The following is a 23,097-nucleotide window of genomic DNA, read 5'->3' as shown; positions in this document are numbered from 1 at the left end:
GGGCCGAACCCCGGCATTAAGGGACATGGCCCGCGAAATCGTTCTCGACACTGAAACCACCGGCTTCGATCCCAAGACCGGCGACCGGCTGATCGAGGTGGGCTGCATCGAGATCGAGGACCTGCTGCCGACGGGGCGGACCTTCCATCGCTTCATCAACCCCGAGCGGCTGATCCCCCCGGACGCGATCAAAGTGCACGGCATCACCGACGACAAGGTGAAGGACGCGCCCAAATTCCATGAGGTCGTCGATGACCTGATGGAGTTCCTGGGGGACGCGCCCCTGATCGCGCACAACGCCAACTTCGACCGCAACTTCATCGACTTCGAGATCGGCCGCATCGGCCGCAAGCCGCCGCCGCAGGACCGCTGGATCGACACCCTGGCCCTGGCCCAGAAGCGGTTTCCGGGCATGGCCAACTCGCTGGACGCCCTGTGCAAACGCTACAAGATCAGCCTGGTCGAGCGCACCCTGCACGGCGCCCTGATCGACGCCCGTCTGCTGGCCGAAGTCTATCTGGAGCTGCGCGGCGGCAAGGAGCGGGCGCTGGACCTGACCTCGACGCGCAGCGGTGCGACGGAGACGGCGGAGCGCGCGGCCTACGGCGCCCGGCCCCGCCCCCTCCCCGCCCTGGTCACGGCAGAGGAAGAGGCTGCGCACCTGGCCTTCCTCAAGGCGACGCTCAAGGACTTCAGCCTGTGGGCGGGCTATGGGGTGACGGTCGAGATCGAGGCTGAAGAAGCCGCCTGATCGGCGGGGCCCGCCAGGACGGGCTTCATCAGGATATAGGTCCCCGCCCTGGCTTGATGGGCGTCGATCTGGGGGACCAGGCGCCGGAAGTGCTCGCTGGCGCAATGGGCGTCGAGCGCCGCCTGGTCGGGCCATTCCTCGATGAAGATGAAATGGCCGGGCTGTTTGTGATCCTCGAACAGATCATAGGCGCGGCACAGCGGTTCCCGCCGCGTCAGCCGCACCAGTTCGGCGTAGAGAGGCCGCACCGTCTCGACATGTTCGGGCTTGATGAAGTCCTCGGCGATGACCTTGAGCACGGACCCTCCAGCGCAAGAAAAAGGGGCGTCCGACTAGACGCCCCTCTCTCATAGATAGTCGCTCAAGCAGCGAGGCGCCGCGCGCCTCGCGTTAGCGACCCTTTTTTATGCCTGGCCGGTCTCGGCCGGGGCGCCCGCGATCTGCTGCTGACGGGCGACGTAGATGGCGGCGAAGTCGATCGGGTCGACCATGAAGGGCGGGTAGAAGCCGCCGTCGGCGGTGGCCTGGGCGATGATCTGGCGCGCGAAGGGGAAGAGGTAGCGCGGGCATTCGATCAGCAGCAGGGGCTCGATGTCCTGAGGCTGGACGCCCTGCAGGGCGAAGAGGCCGCCGTAGAGCAGTTCCACGTGAAACACCGGAGTCTTGTCGTCGGCCGTGGCCTTGATCGACAGCTTCAGATCGACTTCGAACAGACCGTCGGGGCGGCCCTGGGCGTTCATTTCGACGCCCATGTCGATGGCCGGCTTGCCGTCGATGCGCAGGCTGTCCGGCGCCTTGGGGTTCTCGAACGACAGGTCGCGGACGTACTGGGCCAGGATACGGAAGCCGGGGCCTTGCGGCTGGGCTTGGTCGGGCGTCTGGCCGTTGGCGTCGGCGGGCGGCGTGGCGTCGGTCATGAGTCTGGAAACCGTCTTGCAGAAATGGAGGCGTCCCGCTCCCTCCGGAGGCGGGCGTGAAGGGCGGCGGTAGCATGGCGGGACCCTGTGTCGCAACGTCGAGACCGGCGTTCGTCCCTCGCTTCGCCTTGCGTCCGCCCGGATCGACCCCTAATCACGTTGTACGACCTGCCTTTTCGCCTCACGGGGGAACCCTGAGGCGCTTCCCGTCCGGGAAGATGAGGCCTGACTAGCCGAGGAACCCACCGTGCCGGTGACCTTTCAGATCGTGATCTTCGCCGTCATCGCGGCGGTGCTGCTGTTCCAGCTCTATAATGTGCTGGGCAAGAAGGTCGGCCGTCAGCCCGAGGACAACCCCAAGCCCGCTCCGGTTCCGGCCGCTCCGGCAGGGGCGCCCGAGGCCCCGCGCGGACCTGTCGTCGATCCCGCCCTGACGGCGGCGATCGCCGGGCTGAAGGCGCGCGAGCCGAACTTCGACCCGCACCGCTTCCTGGAGGGCGCGCGCCAGGCCTATGAGACCATCGTGCGCGCCTACGCCAAGGGCGACCGCGACGCCTTGCGCCCCTTGTTGACCGACAAGGTCATGGGCTCGTTCGAGGCCGGGATCGCGGCGCGCGAAGCCCGGGGCGACACGGAGGGCGCCGAATTGGTCCATCCGCCGCGCGCCGATCTTGAGTCGGCGACGGCCGAGGGCGACCGCGCCCTGGCCAAGGTGCGCTTCCTGGCCGAGGTGCGCGGCTCGCTCACGCCTTCGGGCGGCGAGACGGTGACCGAGGAGCGGCGCACCGCCGAGATCTGGACCTTCGAGCGCCGTCTGGGCGCGTCCGACCCCAACTGGGCCCTGGCCCGCGTCGAGCCGGCGACCGCCTGATGACGGCTCGGTCCGCGCCCCTCGATCAGACGGGCGCGGCCCGTCTCCTTACGGCTCCGCTTGGACGACTGGGCGGTCTGTCCGGCGTCCTGGCCCTCTCCCTGCTGGCTGCGGCCTGCGCCTCGACCCCGCGCCCGGTTCCCACGCCGGGCCCCGGACCTGCGCCGACCCTCCCGCCGCCGGTGTCCCCGCCTGTATCTCCGCCCGCAGTCGGCGAGCTCAGCCTAGCCGCCCTGCCCGGCTGGTCCGAAGAGGATCACCTGGCCGCCCTGCGCGCCTACGCCGCCGGCTGCGGCCCGTCGCGCATCGCCGTCGAAACCTGTCGCGACGCGCGCGCCCTGGCCGCCCGGGCCAATCCCAGCGATGCGCGCGCCTTCCTTGAAAGCCGTTTCACTGCGACCGAAGTCCGCACCGACGACGGCGGGCGCGGCCTGCTGACCGCCTATTTCGCGCCCGAGTATCCGGCCCGTCGCGTTCCGGACGCGGAGTTCGACGCCCCGGTCCTCAGCCGCCCGGCCAATCTGGCCGACGTCGGCGATCGCGCCGCCATCGAGGCGGGCTCGGCTCAGTCCTCCGTTCTGGCCTGGATGAAGGCCGAGGACCTCTTCTTCCTGCAGATTCAAGGTTCGGGAACCCTGACCTTCCCGGACGGCGCCCGTCTGAGGGCCGCCTACGCCGCCGACAACGGCGCCAAATTCGTCGGCATCGCCCGGCCGATGGCGGAACAGGGTCTGCTGCCGCGCGACGGGACCTCGGGCGAGGCCATCCGCGGCTGGCTGTCCGCCCATCGCGGGGCCGAGGCGCGTCGGGTGATGGCGCTGAACCCCCGCTACATCTTCTTCACCACCAGCGCCGACGACGGAAACGAGGCGACGGGGGCGGCGGGGGTGCCTCTGCCTGCGCGCCGGTCGGTCGCGGTGGACCCGTCGCGCTGGACCTACGGCGAGGCGGCCTGGATCGAGGCGGACGGCGGCAATCTGCGCGGCGCACGCGCCAGCTATCGCGGTCTGGTCATGACGCTCGACACCGGCTCGGCGATCCGCGGCCCCGTGCGCGCCGATCTCTACATCGGCCGAGGCGACGCAGCGGGGCATGAGGCGGGGGCGGTGCGCCACCCCTTGCGGATGTGGCGCCTTGTCCCGCGCGGCTGACTGATCAGTCTCGGACGCGGACGACGCTGTTGTTGGCGCCGCTCAGGCTCTGGCGGGGCTCGCCGGACGAACGCCAGCGCACGGCCTGACCGCTGCCCGAGACGTCCAGCACGGCGTTCGGCGACAGGGTGATGGTGACGAAGTTGTTCGCGCCGGACAGTTCCAGACCCGAACAGACGCCGGTGAAGGTCAGGGCGTGGCCCGTGCCCTGAACCTCGACGCGTCGACCTTCGCAGGGGATGGTCCGGATGTGGCCCATGCCCGCGACCTCTATGAGCTCAGGACCGATGTCTACCGCGCCGATCTGGGTCGGCAGGAAGGCGAGAGCCGTAACGACGATGGAGGCGACAGGCGAAATCAGCATGGGCGGGAATCCAGACGGTCAGGTTGAAGGCCGAGCTCAAATGCGCTGAAGCTTGACCGGGTTCCCGGAGGCTGGACCTGATGGCGCCCGGCCTATCGTTTTTTCAGACTGCCCAGCACGCCGCGCAGCAGTTCGCGGGTGATGGTCGAGCCGGCGGTTCGCAGCACCGACTTGGTCAGAGCCTCAATCGGCGTCTGCCGGTTGGACGAGGCGCGCGGGCGCGGCGCGGCCGGCGCGCGGGACGCAGCGGTCGAACGGGCGGCCTTTTCCGCCGCCTTGGCCTCAGCCGCCGCCGTGGCGGTCTCGGCTTCGATGCGGTCGGCCTGGGCGCGGCGGGCCTTCAGCACCTCTTCGGCCGACTCGCGGTTGACCGCCGTGTCATAGACTCCGCGCACCGGGCTGGCGGCCATGGTGGCGGCGCGTTCGGCCTCGGTGGCCGGGCCGAGGCGCGAGTCGGGCGGACGGATCTTGGTCTGGGCCACCACGGTCGGCGCGCCCTTCTCGTCCAGGGTCGACACCAGGGCCTCGCCCACGCCCAGGGCCTGGATGGCCTCGGCCGTGTCGAAGGCGGGATTGGCGCGGAAACTCTGGGCGGCGGCGCGCAATCCTTTCTGCTCGGCGGGGGTGTAGGCGCGCAGCGCGTGCTGCACCCGATTGCCCAGCTGGGCCAGGACGCTGTCGGGAATGTCGGCCGGGTTCTGGGTGACGAAATAGACGCCGACGCCCTTGGAGCGGATCAGGCGCACCACCTGCTCGACCTTCTCCAGCAGGCCCCTGGGCGCGTCGTTGAACAGCAGGTGGGCCTCGTCGAAGAAGAAGACCAGGCGCGGCTTCTCCGGGTCGCCGATCTCGGGCAGTTGCTCGAACAGCTCGGACAGCAGCCACAGCAGGAAGGCGGCGTAGAGCCGCGGGCTGTTCATCAGTCGCGTGGCGTCCAGCACGTTTACCTGGCCCCGGCCGTCCAGGGCGGTGCGCATCATGTCCTCCAGACGCAGGGCCGGTTCGCCGAAGAAGGCCTTGCCGCCCTGCTGCTCCAGCTGAAGCAGGGCCCGCTGGATGGCGGCGATGGAGGTGGGCGAGACGTTGCCGACCTCGCGGCCGATGGTCTGGGCGTTCTCGCCGACATAGGCCAGCAGGGCGCGCAGATCCTCCAGGTCCAGCAGCAGCAGGCCTTCCTTGTCGGCGACGTGGAAGGCGACGGTCAGCACCCCTTCCTGCACGTCGTTCAACTCCAGCATCCGGGCCAGCAGGACCGGACCGACATCGGAGACCGTGGCCCGGATCGGGTGCCCCTTCTGGCCGTACAGGTCCCAGAAGACGACGGGCGCCGACTTGCCGTTCAGGGTCAGGCCCATCTTGCCCGCGCGCTCGGCGAACTTCTCGACGCCGCCATCCTGACTGATGCCGGACAGGTCGCCCTTCACATCGGCGCAGAAGACGGGGACGCCCGCCTCGGAAAAGCCCTGGGCCATGATCTGAAGGGTCACGGTCTTGCCCGTTCCGGTGGCGCCGGCGACGACGCCGTGGCGATTGGCGCGGTTCAGCAAGAGGCGCTCGGGCGCGCCCTCGAAGGACTGGCCGAGAAACAGGGCGGGGGCGTCGGTCATGAAGCGGGTCTCCTGCGTGCCCCGCCATGCTTAATCCACCACGCCGTCGCCGCAAGGCGGAACCTCGGCGGTTTACAGCGATTGACGCGGTTCCCGGCCACGACGACAGTTCCGCCATGAAGCTTCCGATCACCGTCAGTCATTCCTCCCCGGCCACGAATGCGGTGGTGCTGATCGCCGTCGTGGCGGCGGGGGCCGCCCTCTATTGGCTCAGGGACATCCTGACGCCTCTGGCCATGGCCCTGTTCCTGATGATCATGATCGACGGGGTGAAGCGCGCCATCGAGCGTCGCACCCCCGTTCCGCCGCGTTTCGCGGGGGCGGCCGCCCTGATCGTGGTGGTGCTGGGCTTCCTGCTGTCGATCTGGATCATCGTCGACGGGGCGGCGGGCTTCTTCACCGACGCCTCGGGCGTGGCGGGCAGCATCGGCCCGCGCATCGACCAGATCAGCCGGGACGTCTCGGCCCTGGTCGGGGTCAGCGACCCGCCCACCCTGCAGGACATGATCGCCGGCATCGACGTGCGCGGCTGGCTGACCACGACGGCCTTCCAGGTGCAGGGGGCCGCCACCGGCGCCTTCTTCGTCATGATCTACCTGGGCTTCCTGCTGGCCTCCCAGGCGGGCTTCCGTAAGAAGATGGTCGGCATGTTCCCTGAGCGCGGCCCGCGCCAGGAGGCGCTGGAGGTGTTCGAGCGCGTGCGCGGCGGGGTCGAGGGCTATCTGTGGGTCCAGGCTGTGACCGGGGCCATGATCTGCGCCGTGGCCTGGGTGCTGATGCGGGCGGTGGGGCTTCAGAACGCTGAGTTCTGGACCTTCGTCATCTTCATCGTCGGCTTCATCCCAGTGCTCGGCGGGGCCGTGGCCGGTTGCGCCCCGCCCCTGTTCGCCCTGGTCCAGTTCGAGAGCTACTGGCCCGCCCTGATCCTGTTCGTGGGCCTTCAGACCCTGCTGTTCCTGGTCGGCAACCTGGTCCAGCCGCGGATGCAGGGCGACAATCAGAACATCGACCCCATCGTGGTGCTGTTGGCCCTGGCCTTCTGGGGCAAGCTGTGGGGCGTGGCGGGGATGTTCCTGTCGACGCCGCTGGCGGTGATGGCCATGGCCATCCTGGCCGAGTTCAAAGGGTCGCGCTGGATCGCGGTCCTGCTGTCGGGCGACGGCGAACCCTACGCCGCCAAGCGGCCGGGCAAGGTCAAGGACAAGGGGACGGAAGAAGACGCCGCCCAGAAACGTTCCGTCTGGGGACGATCATCCTGGCTTCGCCGTATCCGGGGCCGCGACGTCCCGCCGCAGACATAGAACTCGAAAATTTTCTCTTCTTGTCCTTGAACTGCCGCAATCGACGCCTATTTCACCCTCACACGACGACGCGGTCCTCCCCTCCCCCTCCCGGACCGCGACGTCCCAGGCCGGCGCTTCCCCTCCCCCTCCTGAGCGCCGGACCGAGCAGGCCGTCGGACTCCGTTCGACGGCCTTGTTCGTTTCAGAGCCTGTTTTCGGATTGAAGCTTAAGCCGCTTCTGTCCGATCACGGCGGAATTGGGGCTTTTGTTTCTCTGTTCGACGGCGACCAGGGCCAAAACCGTCCACAACTGGGCCTCTGGCGCAACATGGTGCGCTGCACACCGAAATTCCCTGTGTTTCAGGGCCTCGACGGCCTAGCCGTTCTCGCCGGGAGCGCTAAGGTGCGGCTGTTTTCCCCAGCGGTTTTCCACCGCGCCGTTCGAGACCTGAGTCATGTCCGCTGCTTCGCGCATCGTTCCCGCCGTTCCCGCCGACCTGGGAGCGCTGGAGGCGGCCTATGCGCGGATTGCGGCGCCGCCGGGCGCGGCGGAGAAGACTCTGCTGGCTCAGGCCTTCGACGACTATTCCGCCGATGAGACGCCTGAACTCGGCGGCGACGACCTGGCCGTCCTGCTGGCCGGCGCCTGGCGCGGCGCGGAGGCGCGCAAGGCGGGCGAGCCCGCCCGCATCACCGTCGGCCCGCTGGCCGACGCCGCCGGCGTCAACACCGGCTACGACCAGATCCTGATCCTGCAGGACGACGGGCCGTTCCTGGTCGACAGCGTCCTGGTCGCCCTGGCCGAGGCGGGGGTCACCGTTCGGGCCCTGTTCCACCCGATCGTCGAGATCGAGGCGGGCCGTCGCGACTCCCTGATCATCGTCGTCATCGATCCCCTGCCGCAGGAGCGTCGTGACGCCCTGGGCGAGGGTCTGGCGACCGCCATGGCCGATGTCCGCGCCGCCGTGCGCGATCACGGCGCCATGGTTCAGGCCATGCGCGAGGCCGTCCAGCGTCTGGAGGCCGCGCCGCCGAAGGGCGTGGACCCCGAGGTGCTGAAGGAGAATCTCGAGTTCCTGCGCTGGGCCAAGAGCGACCATTTCGTCTTCCTGGGCGCCCGCGACTACGACTATCCGCGCGACGCGTCCGGTTCGTATGAGGCCGAGGCGCCGCTGAACCAGTCCAGCGACGGTCTGGGCGTTCTCAGTGATCCCGAACGCCGCGTGCTGCGCCGCGCCTCCGAACCGGCCGTCCTGACCGCCGCCATGCAGCGCCAGCTGGACGAGAGCGATCCGGTCACCGTGGCCAAGGCCAATATGCGCTCGCGGGTCCACCGGCGGGCCTACATGGATTATGTCGGGGTCAAACGCTACGACGCCGACGGCAAGCCGACCGGAGAGACGCGCTTCGTCGGCCTGTTCACCGCCGAGGCCTATGACAAGATGGCCAAGGAGGTGCCGCTGGTCCGGCGTAAGGTGGCCAATGCGCTGGAACGCGCGGGCAAGACGCCGGGCAGCCATAATCACAAACGCCTGAAGAACATTCTCGAGAACTACCCCCGCGACGAGCTGTTCCAGATCGGCGAGGACGAGCTGCTGGATACGGCGCTGGGCGTCCTGCACCTGTATGATCGTCCGCGCATCCGCCTGTTCACGCGCCGCGATCCGTTCGACCGCTTCGTCTCTGTGCTGTGCTTCATCCCGCGCGAGCGTTTCGACGCGGGCCTGCGCCAGCGCATCGGCGGCATTCTGGCCAAGGCCTGGGGCGGCCGCGTCTCGGCCTGGTATCCGCAGCTGAGCGACCAGCCGCTGACGCGCGTCCACTACATCATCGGCGTGACGCCGGGCGAGCACCCCGTGCCCGACCTGAAGGCCCTGGAGGCCGAGGTGGCCGAGGCCGGACGCAGCTGGATCGACCGCTTCGAGCGCGCCCTGCGCCTGGCCGGGGTGGACGAAGCCGCCGTCGGCCCGACCAGCGCCCGCTGGGCCGAGGGTTTCGGCGTCGCCTTCCGCGACCGTTACGACGCGGCCGAGGCAGTGGCTGACCTGGAGCAGTTCGATCGCCTGAACGACGGCTCGGCGGCCGACGGCGTCCATGCCGAGCCGGTGGCGGTGCGCGCCTTCCGCACGGCCGACGAGACCAACCTGCAGTTCCGCTTCAAGCTGTATCGCCGCGGGTCGGCCGTGCCGCTGTCCGACGTGCTGCCGATCCTGGCCGACATGGGTCTGAAGACGCTCGAGGAATCCGACCACGTCGTGCGGACGATCGGCCAGGAGCCGATCTACATCCACGACTTCCTGCTGGAAGACCCGCGCGGCGCCGACCTGGTCTTCGCCGACCTCAAGACCCCGTTCGAGGAGGCTTTCAAGGCCGTGTGGAACGGCCGTACCGAGAGCGACGGCTTCAACCGCCTGGTGCTGGAACTGGGCGTCGACTGGCGCGAAGCGGCCCTGATCCGCACCCTGGCGCGTTACCGCCAGCAGACGGGTCTGGACCCCTCCCAGTCGGTTCAGGAAGCGGCCCTGCGCGAATACCCTGACGCAGCACGCGCCATCCTGGCCCTGTTCAAGGCCAAGTTCGACCCGGCCCATGGCGGTTCGGTCGCCGAGCGCGAAGCGGCCGTGGCTGAACTGGACGCGAAGATCGAAACCCTGCTGCAGGACGTGAAGAGCCTGGATCACGACCGAGCCCTGCGCCGGATCTCGGCCCTGATCGACGGGATCAAGCGCACCAACTTCTATCAGGTCGACGCCGAGGGGAATCCGAAGGCCCACATCTCGATCAAGATCGCGGCCCAGGAACTGGCCGATCTGCCCCTGCCCAAGCCCTTCCGCGAAATCTTCGTCTGGGCGCCGTATGTCGAAGGCACGCACCTGCGCTTCGGCCCGGTGGCGCGCGGCGGTCTGCGCTGGTCGGACCGTCGTGACGATTTCCGCACCGAGGTCCTGGGTCTGGTGAAGGCCCAGCAGGTCAAGAACTCGGTCATCGTGCCGGTCGGCTCCAAGGGCGGCTTCTATCCCAAGCAACTGCCGGTCGGCGGCACGCGCGAGGAGACGCAGGCCGAGGCCATCCGCGCCTACAAGACCTTCCTGTCCGGGATGCTGGACATCACCGACAACATCGTCGGCGACGGCGCGCCGGTGCGTCCGGCGAATGTCGTGGCCTGGGAGGGCGACGACCCCTATCTGGTCGTGGCCGCCGACAAGGGTACGGCGACCTTCTCGGACATCGCCAACGGCGTGAGCCAGTCCTACGGCTTCTGGCTGGACGACGCCTTCGCCTCGGGCGGTTCGGCCGGTTACGACCACAAGGAGATGGGCATCACCGCGCGCGGCGCCTGGGAGGCGGTCAAGCGCCACTTCCGCGAAGTCGGCAAGGACATCCAGACGGAGCCCTTCACCGTGGTCGGCGTCGGCGACATGTCCGGCGACGTCTTCGGCAACGGCATGCTGCTGTCGCAGGCGACCAAGGTGGTGGCCGCCTTCGATCACCGCGACATCTTCATCGACCCGAACCCGGACGTGGCGAAGTCGTGGGCCGAGCGCAAGCGCCTGTTCGAGACGCCGCGCACCAGCTGGCAGGACTATGACAAGAGCCTGATCTCGGAAGGCGGCGGCGTCTTCTCGCGCTCAGCCAAGTCGATCGCCCTGACGCCCCAGATCAAGAAACTGCTGGACATCGAGGCCGACAGCGTCGACCCGGTCACCCTGATGCAGGCCATCCTCAAGGCCCGCGCCGAACTGCTCTACTTCGGCGGCATCGGCACCTACATCAAGGGTTCGGGCGAGACCAACCTGCAGGTCGGCGACAAGGCCAACGACGCCATCCGCATCAACGGCGGCGAGGTTCGCGCCCAGATCATCGGCGAAGGCGCCAACCTGGGCATGACCCAGCTGGGCCGCATCGAGGCGGCGCGCGTCGGCGTGCGGCTGAACACCGACGCCATCGACAACTCGGCCGGCGTGGACTCCTCCGACCAGGAGGTGAACATCAAGATCCTGCTGGGCGGCGCCATCGCCTCGGGCCATCTGAAGGCCGAGGATCGCAACGCCCTGCTGAAGTCGATGACGGACGAGGTGGCGCATAACGTCCTGCGTCACAACTACGACCAGACGCTGGCCCTGACCCTGCAACAGGCCGAAGGGGCGAACGCCCTGGACGCCCAGCAGGCCTTCATGCAGCACCTGGTTTCGATCGGTAAGCTGAACCGGGCGGTCGAATACCTGCCCGACGACGCCCGCATGGCCGAGATGAAGCTGCAGGGCCAGGCCCTGTCGCGGCCGGAGCTGGCGGTGCTGACCGCCTATTCCAAGCTCGAACTGTTCGACGAGATCGTCGCCTCGGCCGCGCCGGACGACGCCTTCTTCGAGCGGATGCTGGTCGACTACTTCCCGACGCCGCTCGCCCAGTTCGAGAGCGACATGAAGGGGCACCGCCTGCGTCGCGACATCATCGCCACCGTGCTGTCGAACGAGATCGTCAACATGGCCGGACCGACCTTCGCCGACCGCCTGCGCGCGGCGGCCGAGTGCGACACCGCCGCCATGGTCACGGCCTTCGAGACCGCGCGTCACGTCTTCCGCCTCGACGAGGCCTGGAAGGCGGTGTCGGCCCTGGACCTGAAGATCCCGGCCGAGGCCCAGACGGCCCTGTATCAGGAGATCGCCCTGGTCCTGCGTCGCCAGACCTTCTGGCTGGCGCGTCGCGCGGCTCGCACCGAGACGACAGTCGGCGGCATGATCGCCGCCTACCAGCCCGCCGCCGACGCCCTGCGCGCCGCCGGTCCGCAGGTGCTGTCGCGTTATGAGCACGCCCGCTACGAAGGCCGGGTCCAGACCTTCATCGGTCTGGGCGCGCCGGAAGAATTGGCGCGCGACATCGCCATGCTGCGTCCGATGGTGGCCACGGCCGACATCGGCGACCTGGCCGGCGAACTGGGCTGGGACGCTCCGGCCATGGCCCGCGTCTATCACCAGGTCGGCGCCGCCTTCGACTTCGACCGCCTGCGCGTGGCGGCCGGGTCGGTGCCGTCGGGCGATCACTTCGACCGCCTGGCCGTGCGTCGCCTGATCCAGGACCTGATGACCGAGCAGCAGCAGCTGACCCGCGCCGTGGCCAAGGCCTCGGCCGAGGCGGCCGGCGCCGGCGAGGACAGTGCGGAACAGGCGGTCGACGCCTGGATCGGCGCCCGCATGGATCAGGTGGAGGCCCTGCGCGGCTCGGTCGACGAGATCGAGACCTCGGGCTCCGGCTGGACCTTCGCCAAGCTGACCATCGCCAACGGCGCGATCCGCGAGGTGCTGGCTTCAGCTTCCTAAGCGAGGTGACGCCGGACGAGAGCCCGGCGTCACGCGTTACGCTCGCGACGCCGTCGCTCGCTGCTTGAGCGCTTCTTGGAGCGCGATCATTCGTCGCGAGAGGATCAGGGCCCGTCCGTTTCGTCGTCTGGCGAGGCGGGCGGGCCTTGGCGTTTGGGGCGGGGTCGGTTTAGGTGGCGCCTGCTGTTCAGTGAACCGGAGGGCCCATGCCCAGGAAGTTCCTCGTCGTCGTCGACGACAGTCCCGAGCTGGGCGCCGCCCTGGCTTACGCCTCGCGCCGCGCCCGTTCGACCGGAGGCCATGTGGTCCTGTTGCGCGCCCTGCCCGGCGGATCGGACGAGCACTGGTCCGGCGTTCGCGACGAAATCCGCCGCCAGCAGCGCGAGGAGGCGGAAGGCCTGCTGGCCCGGCTGGGCGAGAAGGTCGCCGAGACCTCGGGCGCGCCGCCCGTCTATCTGATCGAGGAAGGCGACCCCCAGGCCGCTATCCGCAAGGCCGTGGGCGACGATCCCGACATCAAGATCCTGATCCTGGCGGCCGGAGCCAACGGACGCGGCCCGGGCCCCCTGGTGTCGGCGGTGTTGAAACAGGGCGCCGCCCTGACCGGCCGCAAGCTGCCCGTCACCATCGTTCCCGGCGAACTGACCGAGGACGAGATTCTGGATCTGGCTTGATCCAAGGGGCGCTATCGCTCGCCGCGCGGCGGCTCGCTGCTTGAGCGCCCACTTGAACCGGGCCGCGGCAGGGCGCATCTGAGGCTCATGTTCATCCAGACCGAAGCCACGCCCAATCCCAACGCGCTCAAATTCCTGCCGGGCCGCGACGTCGCCCCGCAGGCCGTGTTGGAGTATCGCACCATCGACGAGGCGGCCGCCTCGCCTCTGGCCGAGGCCCTTTTCGAACTGGAAGGGGTCGAGGGGGTCTTCTTCGGCGCCGACTACGTCTCGGTCACCCGCGCGGCGCAGGGACCCGACTGGAGCGAGATGAAGGCGCCGATCCTGTCGGTCATCATGGATCATTTCGTCTCTGGCGCGCCCCTGGTTCGAGCCGGTGAAGCCGTGAGCGAGGACGCCGGCGAGGACACGGAGATCGTCGCGGAGATCAAGGGCCTGCTCGACAGCCGCATCCGTCCGGCGGTGGCCCAGGACGGCGGCGACATCCTGTTCGACCATTTCGACGAGGAAACCGGCGTGCTGCGTCTGCGGATGCGCGGCGCCTGCGCGGGCTGCCCCTCCTCCTCCGCGACCCTGAAGGCCGGGGTCGAGCAGATGATGCGCCATTACGTTCCCGAAGTGACCAGCGTCGAACAGGTGCTGTAAGCGCCGCCCTGTTTCACATGAAACACTCGTCGGACGGCGCGCCCTCGGGCATGATGGCGTCATGAGCGGTTCGGACGAGACATCCCAGGCTCGCGCCCTGGGCGAGGCCCTGGCGACGCTGCGGCGTGAACGCGGGTTGAGCCAGGCCGAGGCGGGCGCAAGGATCGGCATGACCAGCCAGGGCTGGGGCCTGTATGAGGCGGGCAAACGCTCCAGCCTGTTCCGTCCCGACGTCCAGCGCCGCCTGACCGGCGCTCTGGATGCAACGCCCGAGGCGCTGGTCCTGCAGATGGGCGGCGAGCCGGCTTCGACTGAAGCCCTTCCCGCCACTGGACTTTCAGCCCGCGGCCGCGTCTTCGACGGCGCGCCCGTTCAGACCCGTCGGCTGCGGCTGGAGACGGACGAGCTGGCGCCCTGGGCGTCGGCCGGAACGGTGCTGGAGTATGTGCCGGGGCGTTGGCCCCGGCGGGGCCAGGGCTGCGTCATCCAGATCGACGACGGCGCCCAGAGGGTTCGCCTCTATGATCGCGCCGACGACGCCGAAGTCGTGGTTCTCGGCGCAGGCGGTCTGGACCGCACGGAGCGGATCGCGCGTTCACGCATCCAGTCGATGTCGGCTGTGACCGGCCGCTTTGACGACGAATGAAACAAAATAGTTGCATGATGCGGTCGTTCATGAAACTCTCTGGTTGAAAGCGGAGGGATCATGTCGCGTCGCAGCCATCATATCGATCAGGCCGTCGGCCTGCGCATCGCCGCCCGGCGCTCCGCCCTCGGCTGGTCCCAGTCCGTCCTGGCGCGAGAACTGGGAGTCAGCTTCCAGCAGGTCCAGAAGTATGAGACCGGCGTCAATCGCGTCTCCGCCTCGCGTCTGCATCAGGCGGCGATGGCCATGGGCTGTTCGGTGGGCGACTTCTTCCCAGCGCGACCTGAGACCGAGGGCGAGGCGGAGCTGCTGCACCCGGTTCTGACCAGCGCCGAAGGGCGAGGTCTGGCCGAGGCCTTCGCGCGGATTCCCGACGCCGGCGCGCGTCGCGCCCTGACCCGCGTCGCCCAGGCCATGGCGGCGGCCTGACGGTCTTCGGCGTTGAAGCGGTCGCATCCGCGCCGGTTTCGCATTAGGGACAGGGCCATGAAGATCATGGTCATCGACACGGCGCTGGGCGCCTGCGCCGTCGGAGTGTTCGAGGGCGAAGCCGGCGACGCCCTGCTCCAGCCCCAGCCCCAGCCCCGGCCCCTGGGCCTGCGCGCCGAGCTGATGACCAAGGGCCATCAGGAGCGACTGGGCGGACTGGCGCGCGATGCGGCGGCGGAGGCGGGCGGTTTCGACGGGATGGCGCGCATCGGGGTGACGGTGGGGCCGGGCTCCTTCACCGGCCTGCGTGTCGGCCTGGCCTTCGCCCTGGGGCTGGGCGCGGCGCTGGATCGGCCGGTGGTCGGAATCTCCACCCTGGACGCCCTGGCGGCCTCGGTCCCGTCCGAGGGCCTGGTCGCCGCTGTCATCGACGCCCGCCGGGGACAGGTCTATGCGCGTCTGTTCCGCGACGGCGTGGCGCTCGGCGAAGCGGAGGCGCTGTCCCTCGAGGCGGCGCGCGACCGCATTCAGGCTGAAACCGGGGACGCGCGGCCGGTCCTGGTCGGAAGCGGGACCGAGGTGCTGGCCGAGGCCTTCCCTGAACTGGCGAGCGCCGCCCTACATCCCCTGCCCGCTCCCGCGCCCGAGGCGCTGGCGGCCGTCGCCCTGGCCGCCGATCCGACGACCGCCCCGCCGCAGCCGCTCTATCTGCGCGCGCCCGACGCCACGCCGCCCAGCCGTCTGCCGGGCCAGCCGCGTCAGCCCGCCGCGTGAGCGACCCGATCTTCCCGGCGGTCGATCCTGCTCGCCTCGCCGCGATCCACGCCGAGGCGTTCGCGGCGGCCTGGGACCGGGCGGTGCTGGCCGAACTCCTGGCCTCGCCGGGCGTATTCGCCGTGGCCGAGGAGGGCGGCTTCATCCTGATCCGCGTCGTGGTCGACGAAGCCGAGATTCTGACCCTGGCGGTGCGGCCCTCGGCGCAGCGCGCGGGGCTGGGCGCGCGACTGGTCGAGGCGGCGGTGGTGCGCGCCGCCGCCCTGGGCGCCGAACGGATGTTCCTGGAAGTCGCCGAGGGCAACGGCGCCGCCCGCGCCCTGTACGCCCGAAGCGGCTTCGTCGAGATGGGGCGGCGACGCGGCTATTATTCGCATGCGGACGGACGCCGAGAGGATGCGCTGACGTTGGTCCTGAACTTTTCTCGATAGCTTCCATAAGGCGACGGTCCATCCTATCTTCGCCGCCATGGACCGGATCGAAAAACTCTGCGCCGAGCGCGGCATGCGCATGACCGAGCAACGTCGGGTGATCGCCCGCGTCCTGTCGAATGCCGAGGACCACCCCGATGTGGAGGAGCTGTATCGCCGCGCTTCGGCGATCGATCCGCACATCTCCATCGCCACCGTCTATCGCACCGTGCGCCTGTTCGAAGAGGCGGGCGTGGTCGAGAAGCACGACTTCGGCGACGGCCGCAGCCGTTATGAAGAGGCCGGCGACGACCACCACGACCACCTGATCGACACCAAGACGGGCGAAGTCATCGAATTCTTCGACGCTGAGATCGAGCGCCTCAAGACTGAGATCGCCCGCAAGCTCGGCTATGAGCTGGTCGGTCACAAGCTGGAGCTGTACGGTCACGTCATCCCCGGCGCCGAGCCGGTGGAGCGGGAGGGGCTGATCTACAAGCGCCGCCCCCGCGAAGAGGCCGAAGACTGACCTCGGCCGTCGGCCCCAGACCCTGCCGACGCTTGCCGTCGTCGGTTTCGGCGATCATAAGCCGGACATGACCGATACGCTCGAAAAGCCTGTCCCGGCCCCTGTCCTGGGCCACGGCGTCGCGCCCGAAGGCGAGGCGACGCCCAAGCGCCTGTTCATCAAGACCTACGGGTGCCAGATGAACGTCTACGATTCCGAACGCATGGCCGACGTCCTGCGGCCGCTGGGCTATGCGCCGACGGACACGCCCGAAGGCGCCGACTTCGTCATTCTGAACACCTGCCATATCCGCGAGAAGGCGGCCGAGAAGGTCTATTCCGAACTCGGCAAGCTGCGGCAGATGAAGGAAGAAAAAGCAGCGGCGGGCGATGGCGGCATGACCATCGCCGTGGCCGGCTGCGTCGCCCAGGCCGAGGGCGAGGAGATCATGAAGCGCCAGCCGGCGGTCGATCTGGTGGTCGGGCCACAGGCCTATCACCAGCTGCCGGAGTTGCTGACCCGCACCGCGCGGGCGCGCGGCGAGCGCATCGGCGCCGACTTCGCCCCCAATGAGAAGTTCGACGCCCTGCCCGCCACGCGCGGGACCGAGGGCGTCACCGCCTTCCTGACGGTGCAGGAAGGCTGCGACAAGTTCTGCACCTTCTGCGTCGTGCCCTATACGCGCGGCGCCGAGTGGTCGCGCCCGGTCGCGGCGGTGCTGGACGAGGCCCGCGCCCTGGCCGACCGGGGCGTGCGCGAGGTCACCTTGCTGGGCCAGAACGTCAACGCCTATGACGGCGAGGGGCCGGACGGAAAGCCCTTCACCCTGGCGAAGCTGGCCTACGCCCTGGCCGACATCCCCGGCATCGAGCGCATCCGCTATACGACCAGCCACCCGAACGACATGTCGGACGACCTGATTTCGGCGCACGGCGATCTGGACGCCCTGATGCCCTATCTGCACCTGCCGGTTCAGTCGGGCTCGGATCGCGTCCTGCGGCTGATGAACCGCAAGCACGGGCGTCAGAAGTATTTCGACCTGATCGACCGCATCCGCGCGGCGCGGCCGGACATGGCGCTGTCTGGCGACTTCATCGTCGGCTTCCCTGGCGAGACCGATCGCGATTTCGAGGACACGATGGATCTGGTGCGGCAGGTGAATTACGCCAGCGCCTTCTCCTTCATGTATTCGCCGCGCCCCGGCACGCCTGCGGCGACGATGGCGGCTCAGGTGCCGGACGAAATCGCCAAGGCGCGCCTGCATGCCCTTCAGGCCCTGCTGACCGAGCACCAGGTCGCCTTCAACCAGTCTCTGGCCGGGCGCGTCCTGCCGGTGCTGTTCGAGAAGAAGGGCCGCCACGGCGCCCAGGCCATCGGCCGCTCCCCCTATCTGCAATCGGTCCACGTCGAGGACGCGGATCAACTGATCGGCCGGATCGTTCCGGTCGAGATCATCAGCGGCCAGCAGAACAGCCTGACCGGCCGCCTGATCCAGACGAACTGACGCCTGTTCCGCCACGCGCCGTGCGTGAGGCCAGGAATGCTTACAATCCCCCTCAAGCAGCCTCGCGCCGCGCGCGAGGCGTTAGGGGACCAACAAGGAGACCTCATGGCGCGAGAGTCCGAGTTCCTGTCCCTCAGCGATGCGGCGTTGCGCGCGGTCATCGGGCCGCAGAGCCGTCACCTGGCCCTGATCGAGGACGCCTTCAAGGTGCTGGTCGAGACGCCGGGCGGCGGGGTGTCGATCAACGGCTCCACGCGGGATCGGGCGCAGGCGCGCCGCGTCATCGAGGCCCTGTCGAACCGGGCCGAGGCGGGCGCCGAGATCACCGAGGCCGACGTCCGCACCGCCCTGGGCGCCGCCGTCACCCAGCCGCGCGCTGAGCCCGCAGGTCGCACCACGGGCCGCAGCGTGCCGGAGGGCGCCGCCCTGCCCGTCGGCCGTCGCGGCGCCATCGCGCCCAAGACGGCGTCGCAGGCGCGCTATCTGGAAATGCTGGGCCGCTGCGAACTGACCTTCGGCGTCGGCCCGGCGGGCACGGGCAAGACCTTCCTGGCGGCGGCCTACGGCGCCTCCCTGCTGAAGCGGGGGCAGGTGGATCGGCTGGTCATCACCCGCCCGGCCGTCGAGGCGGGCGAGAAGCTGGGCTTCCTGCCCGGCGACCTGAACGAGAAGGTCGACCCCTATCTGGCGCCGATCTGGGAGTCGCTGAACGACATCCTCGGCGTCGACGACGTGCGCCGCCGCCGCGAGAAGGGCGAGATCGAGGCCGCCCCCATCGCCTTCATGCGCGGCCGCACCCTCAGCCACGCCTTCATCATCGTCGATGAGGCGCAGAACACCTCGCGGATGCAGATGAAGATGGTGCTGACCCGTCTGGGCGAGGGCGCGCGTATGGTGGTGACGGGCGACCCGTCGCAGGTCGATCTGCTGAACCCGCGCGATTCCGGCCTAGCCCACGCCCTGCGCATCCTCAAGGACGTGGAGGGCGTCGGCGTGCAGCAGTTCAAGTCCGAGGACGTCGTGCGGCACGCCATGGTCGAGCGCATCGTGCGCGCCTATGACAGCGACGCCGCGCGCAGCCGCCCCTTCCCCGACCTTGAGGACGACGCCTGATGATCGAGGTCGAGATCGACAGCGAGGCCTGGACTGAGGCCCTGCCCGAGGCGGCGGCGATCGCCGAGCGCGCCGCCCTCGCGGCCCTGGGAACGGTCGAGGGCGATGTGGTCGTGCTGTTGGCTGACGACGCGGCGGTGCAGGACCTGAACGCGCGTTTCCGCGACAAGGACCGGCCGACGAACGTGCTGTCCTTTCCGGCCGCCGAGAGCGCCTTTCCGCATCTGGGGGACGTGGTGCTGGGCTACGCCTATTGCGCGGCGGAGGCGCAGGCGCAGGGCAAGACCCTGTCGGATCATCTGAGCCATCTGGTCGTCCACGGCGTCCTGCACCTGCTGGGCCGCGACCACGAGGACGACGCCGAGGCCGAGGAGATGGAGGCCGAGGAGCGCGAGATCCTGGGCGAATTGGGTGTCGCCGATCCCTATGCAGCCGAGCATGAGGGCGCCGCGTGAGCGGGGCGCTCGCCGCCCGTTTCCCGGGCCTGCTGAACCATCGCTGGGGCCGGATCGGCTTGGCGCTGCTGGCCGGGGCGGGCGCCGCCCTGGTCCATCCGCCGTTCGGCTTCCTGCCGGGACTGCTGGGCTATCCGTTGCTGCTGTTGCTGGCGGATCGCGCAGGGACGCTGAAGGGTGGTTTCTGGGTCGGCTGGCTGGCGGGCTTCGCCTATTTTTTCATCGGCTGCTGGTGGGTGGCCGAGGCCTTTCTGGTCAATCCGGCTCAGGCGTGGATGGCGCCGTTTGCGGCCAGTCTGCTGCCGGCGGGCATGGGGCTGTTCTGGGGGCTGGCGACCATGGCCTATCGCTGGCTCCGGCCGACCGGCGCGCGGCGCGTCCTGCTGTTCGCCGCCCTGTTCGCCTTGCTGGAGTGGACGCGCGGCCATGTGCTGACCGGCTTTCCGTGGAATCCGGCGGGCGCAGGCTGGGCGGCCGGATCGGCCATGTCGCAGTTCGCCTCGGTCGTCGGGGTCTATGGGCTGGGCCTGATCACGGTGGCGGCGGTCAGCGCCTTCGCGCCTCTGGCCGATGCCGGGCCGCGACGCCCGCGCCTGATCGCGGCGGGGCTGGGGACGCTGGCGCTGGCCGGTCTGTTCGCCTTCGGGACGGCGCGTCTGTCCTCGGCGCGGCTGGTGGAGACGCCGACCCTGGTGCGCCTGGTCCAGGCCGATATCCCGCAGGACTACAAATGGAGCCCCGAGGCCTATCAGGCCATTCTGGGCCGCTATCTGGAGCTGACGGCGCGTCCGGGCGATGCTCTGCCTGACGTGGTGATCTGGCCTGAAGGCGCCCTGCCGACGACGGCCAACGACCTGTTCGCCTCCTCGGACGCCCAGGCGGTGGCGGGGGCCCTGCAGACGGGCCAGACCCTGCTCGCGGGATTGAGCCGTGGCAAGCCGGACCCGAGCGCCGAGACGGGCGCCCGCTATTACAACAGCCTGTTCGCCCTGCATGATGAAGGCGCGGCGGGCCTGCGTATCGGTCAGATCTACGACAAGCACCGGCTGGTGCCGTTCGGCGAATACCTGCCGATGGGCGACCTGATGAGTCGGATCGGCGTGCGCAGCCTGGTGCACGTCCCCGCCGACTTCAGCGCCGGACCGACCCCTGCGCCGATCAGCCTGGTCAACGCTCCGCCGGTGCAGCCGCTGATCTGCTACGAAGCCCTCTATCCCGGCTTCACGCCCGCGACGGCGGCAACGCGCCCGGCGTGGGTCGTCAACGTCTCCAACGACGCCTGGTTCGGCCGGACGTCAGGTCCGCGCCAGCATCTGAACCTGGCCTCCTATCGCGCGCTGGAGACGGGCCTGCCGGTGGCGCGGGCGACGCCTACGGGCGTCTCGGCCATGATCGATCCGTGGGGCCGCATCGTCGAGGGCAAGCGGCTGGACCCCGGCCAGGCGGGCGTCATCGACGTGCGTCTGCCGCAACCGGCTCCGCCGACCGTTTACGGCCGCTGGGGCGATCTGGGGTTCGCCGTCCTGTTGGTTATAATGCTGATCGCGGGGCGAGGCCGCGCTGGAAAAGCGAGGCTGGGTCGTTAAGCCTATCGGGGGGCGTCGTTCCCGCGGCGCCCCTGAGACGCGAATTGACATGACATCGGCCCGGCGACGGCGGCATGTCGACAAGAAAAACGGGGAAGAGGGCAGGACATGGTCAGGGGTTCCGGGACAGAAGGTCCCCATCTGGTGGATCGACATGTGGGGCGGCGCGTGTGCGAGAAACGCATCGCCCTGGGCTACAACCAGACCGATCTGGGCCAGGCGCTGGGAGTCACCTTCCAGCAGGTGCAGAAGTACGAGAAGGGCGCCAACCGGATCTCCGCGTCCAAGCTGTGGGACATCGCCCGCTTCTTCCGCGTCGACATCGGCTACTTCTTCGAGGGTCTGACCGGGACGGCGCAGCCCGGCATGGCCGAGGGCGAGGCCGAGCCCTTCGTTCACGACTTCCCCGCCACCCGCCAGACCATCGAGATCGGCCGCCTGGCGCCGCGCCTGTCGTCACGCCAGCAGAAGCTGGTGGTCGACCTGATGCGAGAACTGGTTGAGGAAGGCGAAGCCGAACCCGCCGCCTGAGCCGAGGCTGACGAAACCGGGACAAAGAAAAAGGCGCGGATCGCTCCGCGCCTTTTCCTGTCTTGGAGCTCGTTCGAGATCAGGCGGTCAGCGCCGTCTCCGAAGCGACGATGCGGCTGGCGGCGTGGACCACGGCGCCGATGCGCAGGGCGGCCTGGATCTGCAGGGCCGGGACGGCGTGCTTGCGCAGTTCGCCCTCGTGGGCGTCCAGGCAGGCGCCGCAGCCGTTGATGGCCGAGACGGCGGTGGACCACAGCTCGAAGTCCAGCTTCTCGACGCCCGGATTGGCGATGATGTTCATCCGCAGCTTGGCCGGCAGCGTCGTGTACTCCGGGTTCTTCATCAGGTGCAGCGAGCGGTAGTAGATGTTGTTCATGCCCATGATGGAGGCGGCGGCCTTGGCGGCGGTCATCGCTTCGGGCGACAGGACCGTCGCGGCCTGGGCCTCGATCAGCTTGACCACGGCGGCGACGCCGATGGCGTGGGCCGAGGCCAGGAAGCAGCCCCACTTCTGCTGATCGTTCAGCACGGTCTCATTGGCGAGCGAGGACAGGTTCAGCGAGATGTCCTTGCCATAGGCCGGGATCAGATCGCGAAGGGCGTCGATGGACATTTTCGTGTTCCTTTCAGGAAGCGACGCTTCAAAGAAGCGGCTATCGTTCGCGACGCGGTCGCTTACTTCTTGAGCCGCATTGCGTGATGGACGCTCAAGCCGCGAGGCTCCGCGAGCCGAGCATAGCGCCCAAATAAAATCATCAGGCATGAAAAAGGCGGCGACAGTCGCCCGCCGCCGCCTCTTTCGAGGGGCGGCCCGGACCCTACTCACGCGGTCCGGGCCTGTCTGGGCCAATACTTACGCGGCCAGAGTGTCGCCGCCGACCGGGCGGTTGCAAGCGCACAGCTCGTCGGTCTGCAGAGCGTCGACGACACGCAGGGTGTCTTCCGGCGAACGGCCGACGTTCAGGTTGGTGACGTAGACGTGCTGGATGACGTTGTGCGGGTCGACGACGAAGGTCGCGCGCAGGGCCACGCCTTCTTCTTCGTCCAGCACGCCCAGGGCGCGGGCCAGCTTGCCGCCGTTGTCGGCGAACTGCCAGATCGGCAGCTTGTTCAGGTCGGCGTGGTCACGACGCCAGGCCAGCTTAGTGAACTCGTTGTCGGTCGAACCGCCCAGAACCACGGTGTCGCGGTCCTCGAAGTCCTTGCCCAGCTTGGCGAAGGCGGCGATTTCGGTCGGGCAGACGAAGGTGAAGTCCTTCGGGTAGAAGAAGATGACCTTCCACTTGCCCTCGAAGCTGTCCTGCGTGACCGGCTCGAAGGCCGAGGCGCCGTTTTCCTCGTGGCTGTTGAAGCCCGGCTTCACGCCGATAATTTTGAAATCAGGCAGTTTTTGACCGACGCCGAGCATCGCGCTTCTCCTAGATGCAGAAAAAATGGACCGCCGGAACGCGGGGAGTGCGAACCGTCGAGGCCATGAGATGGGCCTTGGCGCTGCTTAAGTCAAATCGATCATTTTGCTTTCACAAATAGATTTAACTTATCGTGCTGGGCGAGTTATAA

The 23,097-nt window shown here is 68.8% G+C and carries 23 protein-coding genes; 17 read left to right on the top strand and 6 right to left on the bottom strand.

What is annotated here, in order from left to right; genetic code table 11:
* Positions 1–25 precede the first annotated feature (25 nt).
* Positions 26–751 carry a DNA polymerase III subunit epsilon gene (gene dnaQ / locus ACWGL1_RS10115; protein ID WP_291780466.1) on the top strand — a complete coding sequence of 242 codons (726 nt, stop codon included), beginning with the start codon at positions 26–28 and terminating at the stop codon, positions 749–751.
* Here the strand turns inward: dnaQ and ACWGL1_RS10110 are convergent.
* Together ACWGL1_RS10110 and secB are read right to left on the bottom strand one after the other, a co-directional pair.
* Positions 709–1,050: a putative quinol monooxygenase gene (locus ACWGL1_RS10110; RefSeq protein ID WP_291780469.1), complete on the bottom strand. Its 342-nt coding sequence runs from the start codon at positions 1,048–1,050 to the stop codon at positions 709–711. The two genes, dnaQ and ACWGL1_RS10110, sit on opposite strands and share 43 nt — an antisense overlap.
* A 105-nt stretch (positions 1,051–1,155) precedes the next feature.
* A complete protein-coding gene (secB, locus tag ACWGL1_RS10105) occupies positions 1,156–1,668 on the bottom strand; it encodes a protein-export chaperone SecB (protein ID WP_291780472.1) in 513 nt (170 codons plus the stop codon).
* A 253-nt stretch (positions 1,669–1,921) separates the two neighbouring features.
* Here secB and timA point away from each other — a divergent pair, with 253 nt between their 5' ends.
* Both timA and ACWGL1_RS10095 read left to right on the top strand, forming a co-directional pair.
* Entirely contained in the window at positions 1,922–2,539 is a 618-nt protein-coding gene (gene timA / locus ACWGL1_RS10100) for a TIM44-related membrane protein TimA (protein WP_291781205.1), read from the top strand.
* The gene (locus tag ACWGL1_RS10095; protein WP_452111914.1) at positions 2,539–3,690 is read left to right on the top strand and encodes an MltA domain-containing protein; all 1,152 of its coding nucleotides are present in this window, start codon (positions 2,539–2,541) and stop codon (positions 3,688–3,690) included. Before timA ends, ACWGL1_RS10095 begins: the two co-directional genes overlap by 1 nt.
* 4 nt (positions 3,691–3,694) lie before the next feature.
* On the opposite strand, the gene ACWGL1_RS10090 is transcribed toward ACWGL1_RS10095, so the two are convergent.
* Positions 3,695–4,054: a DUF3060 domain-containing protein gene (locus ACWGL1_RS10090; protein ID WP_452111913.1), complete on the bottom strand. Its 360-nt coding sequence runs from the start codon at positions 4,052–4,054 to the stop codon at positions 3,695–3,697.
* Between the two features lie 92 nt (positions 4,055–4,146).
* On the bottom strand, positions 4,147–5,661 hold the full coding sequence (locus ACWGL1_RS10085; RefSeq protein ID WP_452111912.1) for a helicase HerA-like domain-containing protein: 1,515 nt from the start codon (positions 5,659–5,661) through the stop codon (positions 4,147–4,149).
* Between the two features lie 116 nt (positions 5,662–5,777).
* Here ACWGL1_RS10085 and ACWGL1_RS10080 point away from each other — a divergent pair, with 116 nt between their 5' ends.
* The 14 genes from ACWGL1_RS10080 (at position 5,778) to ACWGL1_RS10015 (ending at position 21,537) form a co-directional block, all read left to right on the top strand.
* The gene (locus ACWGL1_RS10080; RefSeq protein ID WP_452111911.1) at positions 5,778–6,962 is read left to right on the top strand and encodes an AI-2E family transporter; all 1,185 of its coding nucleotides are present in this window, start codon (positions 5,778–5,780) and stop codon (positions 6,960–6,962) included.
* Positions 6,963–7,399: 437 nt separating this feature from the next.
* A complete protein-coding gene (locus tag ACWGL1_RS10075; protein WP_452111910.1) occupies positions 7,400–12,262 on the top strand; it encodes an NAD-glutamate dehydrogenase in 4,863 nt (1,620 codons plus the stop codon).
* 206 nt (positions 12,263–12,468) lie between these two features.
* Positions 12,469–12,936, top strand: a complete 468-nt coding sequence (locus ACWGL1_RS10070; RefSeq protein WP_312220218.1) for a universal stress protein — start codon at positions 12,469–12,471, stop codon at positions 12,934–12,936.
* An 87-nt stretch (positions 12,937–13,023) separates the two neighbouring features.
* Positions 13,024–13,581 carry a NifU family protein gene (locus tag ACWGL1_RS10065; RefSeq protein WP_312220217.1) on the top strand — a complete coding sequence of 186 codons (558 nt, stop codon included), beginning with the start codon at positions 13,024–13,026 and terminating at the stop codon, positions 13,579–13,581.
* Positions 13,582–13,642: 61 nt separating this feature from the next.
* A complete protein-coding gene (locus tag ACWGL1_RS10060) occupies positions 13,643–14,227 on the top strand; it encodes a helix-turn-helix domain-containing protein (RefSeq protein ID WP_452111909.1) in 585 nt (194 codons plus the stop codon).
* A 60-nt stretch (positions 14,228–14,287) separates the two neighbouring features.
* The gene (locus tag ACWGL1_RS10055; RefSeq protein WP_338577484.1) at positions 14,288–14,656 is read left to right on the top strand and encodes a helix-turn-helix domain-containing protein; all 369 of its coding nucleotides are present in this window, start codon (positions 14,288–14,290) and stop codon (positions 14,654–14,656) included.
* Between the two features lie 57 nt (positions 14,657–14,713).
* A complete protein-coding gene (tsaB, locus tag ACWGL1_RS10050) occupies positions 14,714–15,430 on the top strand; it encodes a tRNA (adenosine(37)-N6)-threonylcarbamoyltransferase complex dimerization subunit type 1 TsaB (RefSeq protein ID WP_452111908.1) in 717 nt (238 codons plus the stop codon).
* The gene (rimI, locus tag ACWGL1_RS10045) at positions 15,427–15,861 is read left to right on the top strand and encodes a ribosomal protein S18-alanine N-acetyltransferase (RefSeq protein ID WP_338577481.1); all 435 of its coding nucleotides are present in this window, start codon (positions 15,427–15,429) and stop codon (positions 15,859–15,861) included. The genes tsaB and rimI overlap by 4 nt, the downstream gene beginning before the upstream one ends.
* 37 nt (positions 15,862–15,898) lie before the next feature.
* Positions 15,899–16,369: a Fur family transcriptional regulator gene (locus ACWGL1_RS10040; RefSeq protein WP_291780508.1), complete on the top strand. Its 471-nt coding sequence runs from the start codon at positions 15,899–15,901 to the stop codon at positions 16,367–16,369.
* A 67-nt stretch (positions 16,370–16,436) separates the two neighbouring features.
* Positions 16,437–17,852, top strand: coding sequence for a tRNA (N6-isopentenyl adenosine(37)-C2)-methylthiotransferase MiaB (miaB, locus tag ACWGL1_RS10035; protein ID WP_452111907.1), 1,416 nt, complete (start codon positions 16,437–16,439; stop codon positions 17,850–17,852).
* Positions 17,853–17,957: 105 nt separating this feature from the next.
* The gene (locus ACWGL1_RS10030) at positions 17,958–18,965 is read left to right on the top strand and encodes a PhoH family protein (RefSeq protein ID WP_291780513.1); all 1,008 of its coding nucleotides are present in this window, start codon (positions 17,958–17,960) and stop codon (positions 18,963–18,965) included.
* Positions 18,965–19,420, top strand: a complete 456-nt coding sequence (gene ybeY, locus ACWGL1_RS10025; RefSeq protein WP_338577477.1) for an rRNA maturation RNase YbeY — start codon at positions 18,965–18,967, stop codon at positions 19,418–19,420. Before ACWGL1_RS10030 ends, ybeY begins: the two co-directional genes overlap by 1 nt.
* Positions 19,417–21,006 (top strand): apolipoprotein N-acyltransferase, encoded by a 1,590-nt coding sequence (gene lnt / locus ACWGL1_RS10020; protein WP_452111906.1) that lies wholly within the window; start codon positions 19,417–19,419, stop codon positions 21,004–21,006. Before ybeY ends, lnt begins: the two co-directional genes overlap by 4 nt.
* 108 nt (positions 21,007–21,114) lie before the next feature.
* Complete coding sequence (locus ACWGL1_RS10015) at positions 21,115–21,537, top strand: helix-turn-helix domain-containing protein (RefSeq protein ID WP_291780517.1); 423 nt, start codon at positions 21,115–21,117, stop codon at positions 21,535–21,537.
* A gap of 79 nt (positions 21,538–21,616) precedes the next feature.
* Here the strand turns inward: ACWGL1_RS10015 and ACWGL1_RS10010 are convergent, their stop codons facing one another.
* Both ACWGL1_RS10010 and ACWGL1_RS10005 read right to left on the bottom strand, forming a co-directional pair.
* Entirely contained in the window at positions 21,617–22,150 is a 534-nt protein-coding gene (locus tag ACWGL1_RS10010) for a carboxymuconolactone decarboxylase family protein (protein WP_452111905.1), read from the bottom strand.
* Between the two features lie 240 nt (positions 22,151–22,390).
* The gene (locus ACWGL1_RS10005) at positions 22,391–22,945 is read right to left on the bottom strand and encodes a peroxiredoxin (RefSeq protein WP_291780521.1); all 555 of its coding nucleotides are present in this window, start codon (positions 22,943–22,945) and stop codon (positions 22,391–22,393) included.
* Between the last annotated feature and the right edge of the window lie 152 nt (positions 22,946–23,097).

Source organism: Brevundimonas sp. NPDC055812, assembly GCF_053616535.1.
This window is presented reverse-complemented; position numbering and strand designations above follow the sequence as displayed.

Coding starts and splice junctions, on each gene's coding strand:
- ACWGL1_RS10040 (WP_291780508.1), top strand. CDS start 15,899: ATGGACCGGATCGAAAAACTCTGCGCCGAGCGCGGCATGCGCATGACC.
- ACWGL1_RS10030 (WP_291780513.1), top strand. CDS start 17,958: ATGGCGCGAGAGTCCGAGTTCCTGTCCCTCAGCGATGCGGCGTTGCGC.
- dnaQ (WP_291780466.1), top strand. CDS start 26: ATGGCCCGCGAAATCGTTCTCGACACTGAAACCACCGGCTTCGATCCC.
- ybeY (WP_338577477.1), top strand. CDS start 18,965: ATGATCGAGGTCGAGATCGACAGCGAGGCCTGGACTGAGGCCCTGCCC.
- ACWGL1_RS10090 (WP_452111913.1), bottom strand. CDS start 4,054: ATGCTGATTTCGCCTGTCGCCTCCATCGTCGTTACGGCTCTCGCCTTC.
- miaB (WP_452111907.1), top strand. CDS start 16,437: ATGACCGATACGCTCGAAAAGCCTGTCCCGGCCCCTGTCCTGGGCCAC.
- ACWGL1_RS10015 (WP_291780517.1), top strand. CDS start 21,115: ATGGTCAGGGGTTCCGGGACAGAAGGTCCCCATCTGGTGGATCGACAT.
- ACWGL1_RS10005 (WP_291780521.1), bottom strand. CDS start 22,945: ATGCTCGGCGTCGGTCAAAAACTGCCTGATTTCAAAATTATCGGCGTG.
- secB (WP_291780472.1), bottom strand. CDS start 1,668: ATGACCGACGCCACGCCGCCCGCCGACGCCAACGGCCAGACGCCCGAC.
- tsaB (WP_452111908.1), top strand. CDS start 14,714: ATGAAGATCATGGTCATCGACACGGCGCTGGGCGCCTGCGCCGTCGGA.
- ACWGL1_RS10010 (WP_452111905.1), bottom strand. CDS start 22,150: ATGTCCATCGACGCCCTTCGCGATCTGATCCCGGCCTATGGCAAGGAC.
- ACWGL1_RS10055 (WP_338577484.1), top strand. CDS start 14,288: ATGTCGCGTCGCAGCCATCATATCGATCAGGCCGTCGGCCTGCGCATC.
- ACWGL1_RS10070 (WP_312220218.1), top strand. CDS start 12,469: ATGCCCAGGAAGTTCCTCGTCGTCGTCGACGACAGTCCCGAGCTGGGC.
- ACWGL1_RS10080 (WP_452111911.1), top strand. CDS start 5,778: ATGAAGCTTCCGATCACCGTCAGTCATTCCTCCCCGGCCACGAATGCG.
- ACWGL1_RS10095 (WP_452111914.1), top strand. CDS start 2,539: ATGACGGCTCGGTCCGCGCCCCTCGATCAGACGGGCGCGGCCCGTCTC.
- ACWGL1_RS10085 (WP_452111912.1), bottom strand. CDS start 5,661: ATGACCGACGCCCCCGCCCTGTTTCTCGGCCAGTCCTTCGAGGGCGCG.
- ACWGL1_RS10060 (WP_452111909.1), top strand. CDS start 13,643: ATGAGCGGTTCGGACGAGACATCCCAGGCTCGCGCCCTGGGCGAGGCC.
- ACWGL1_RS10075 (WP_452111910.1), top strand. CDS start 7,400: ATGTCCGCTGCTTCGCGCATCGTTCCCGCCGTTCCCGCCGACCTGGGA.
- ACWGL1_RS10065 (WP_312220217.1), top strand. CDS start 13,024: ATGTTCATCCAGACCGAAGCCACGCCCAATCCCAACGCGCTCAAATTC.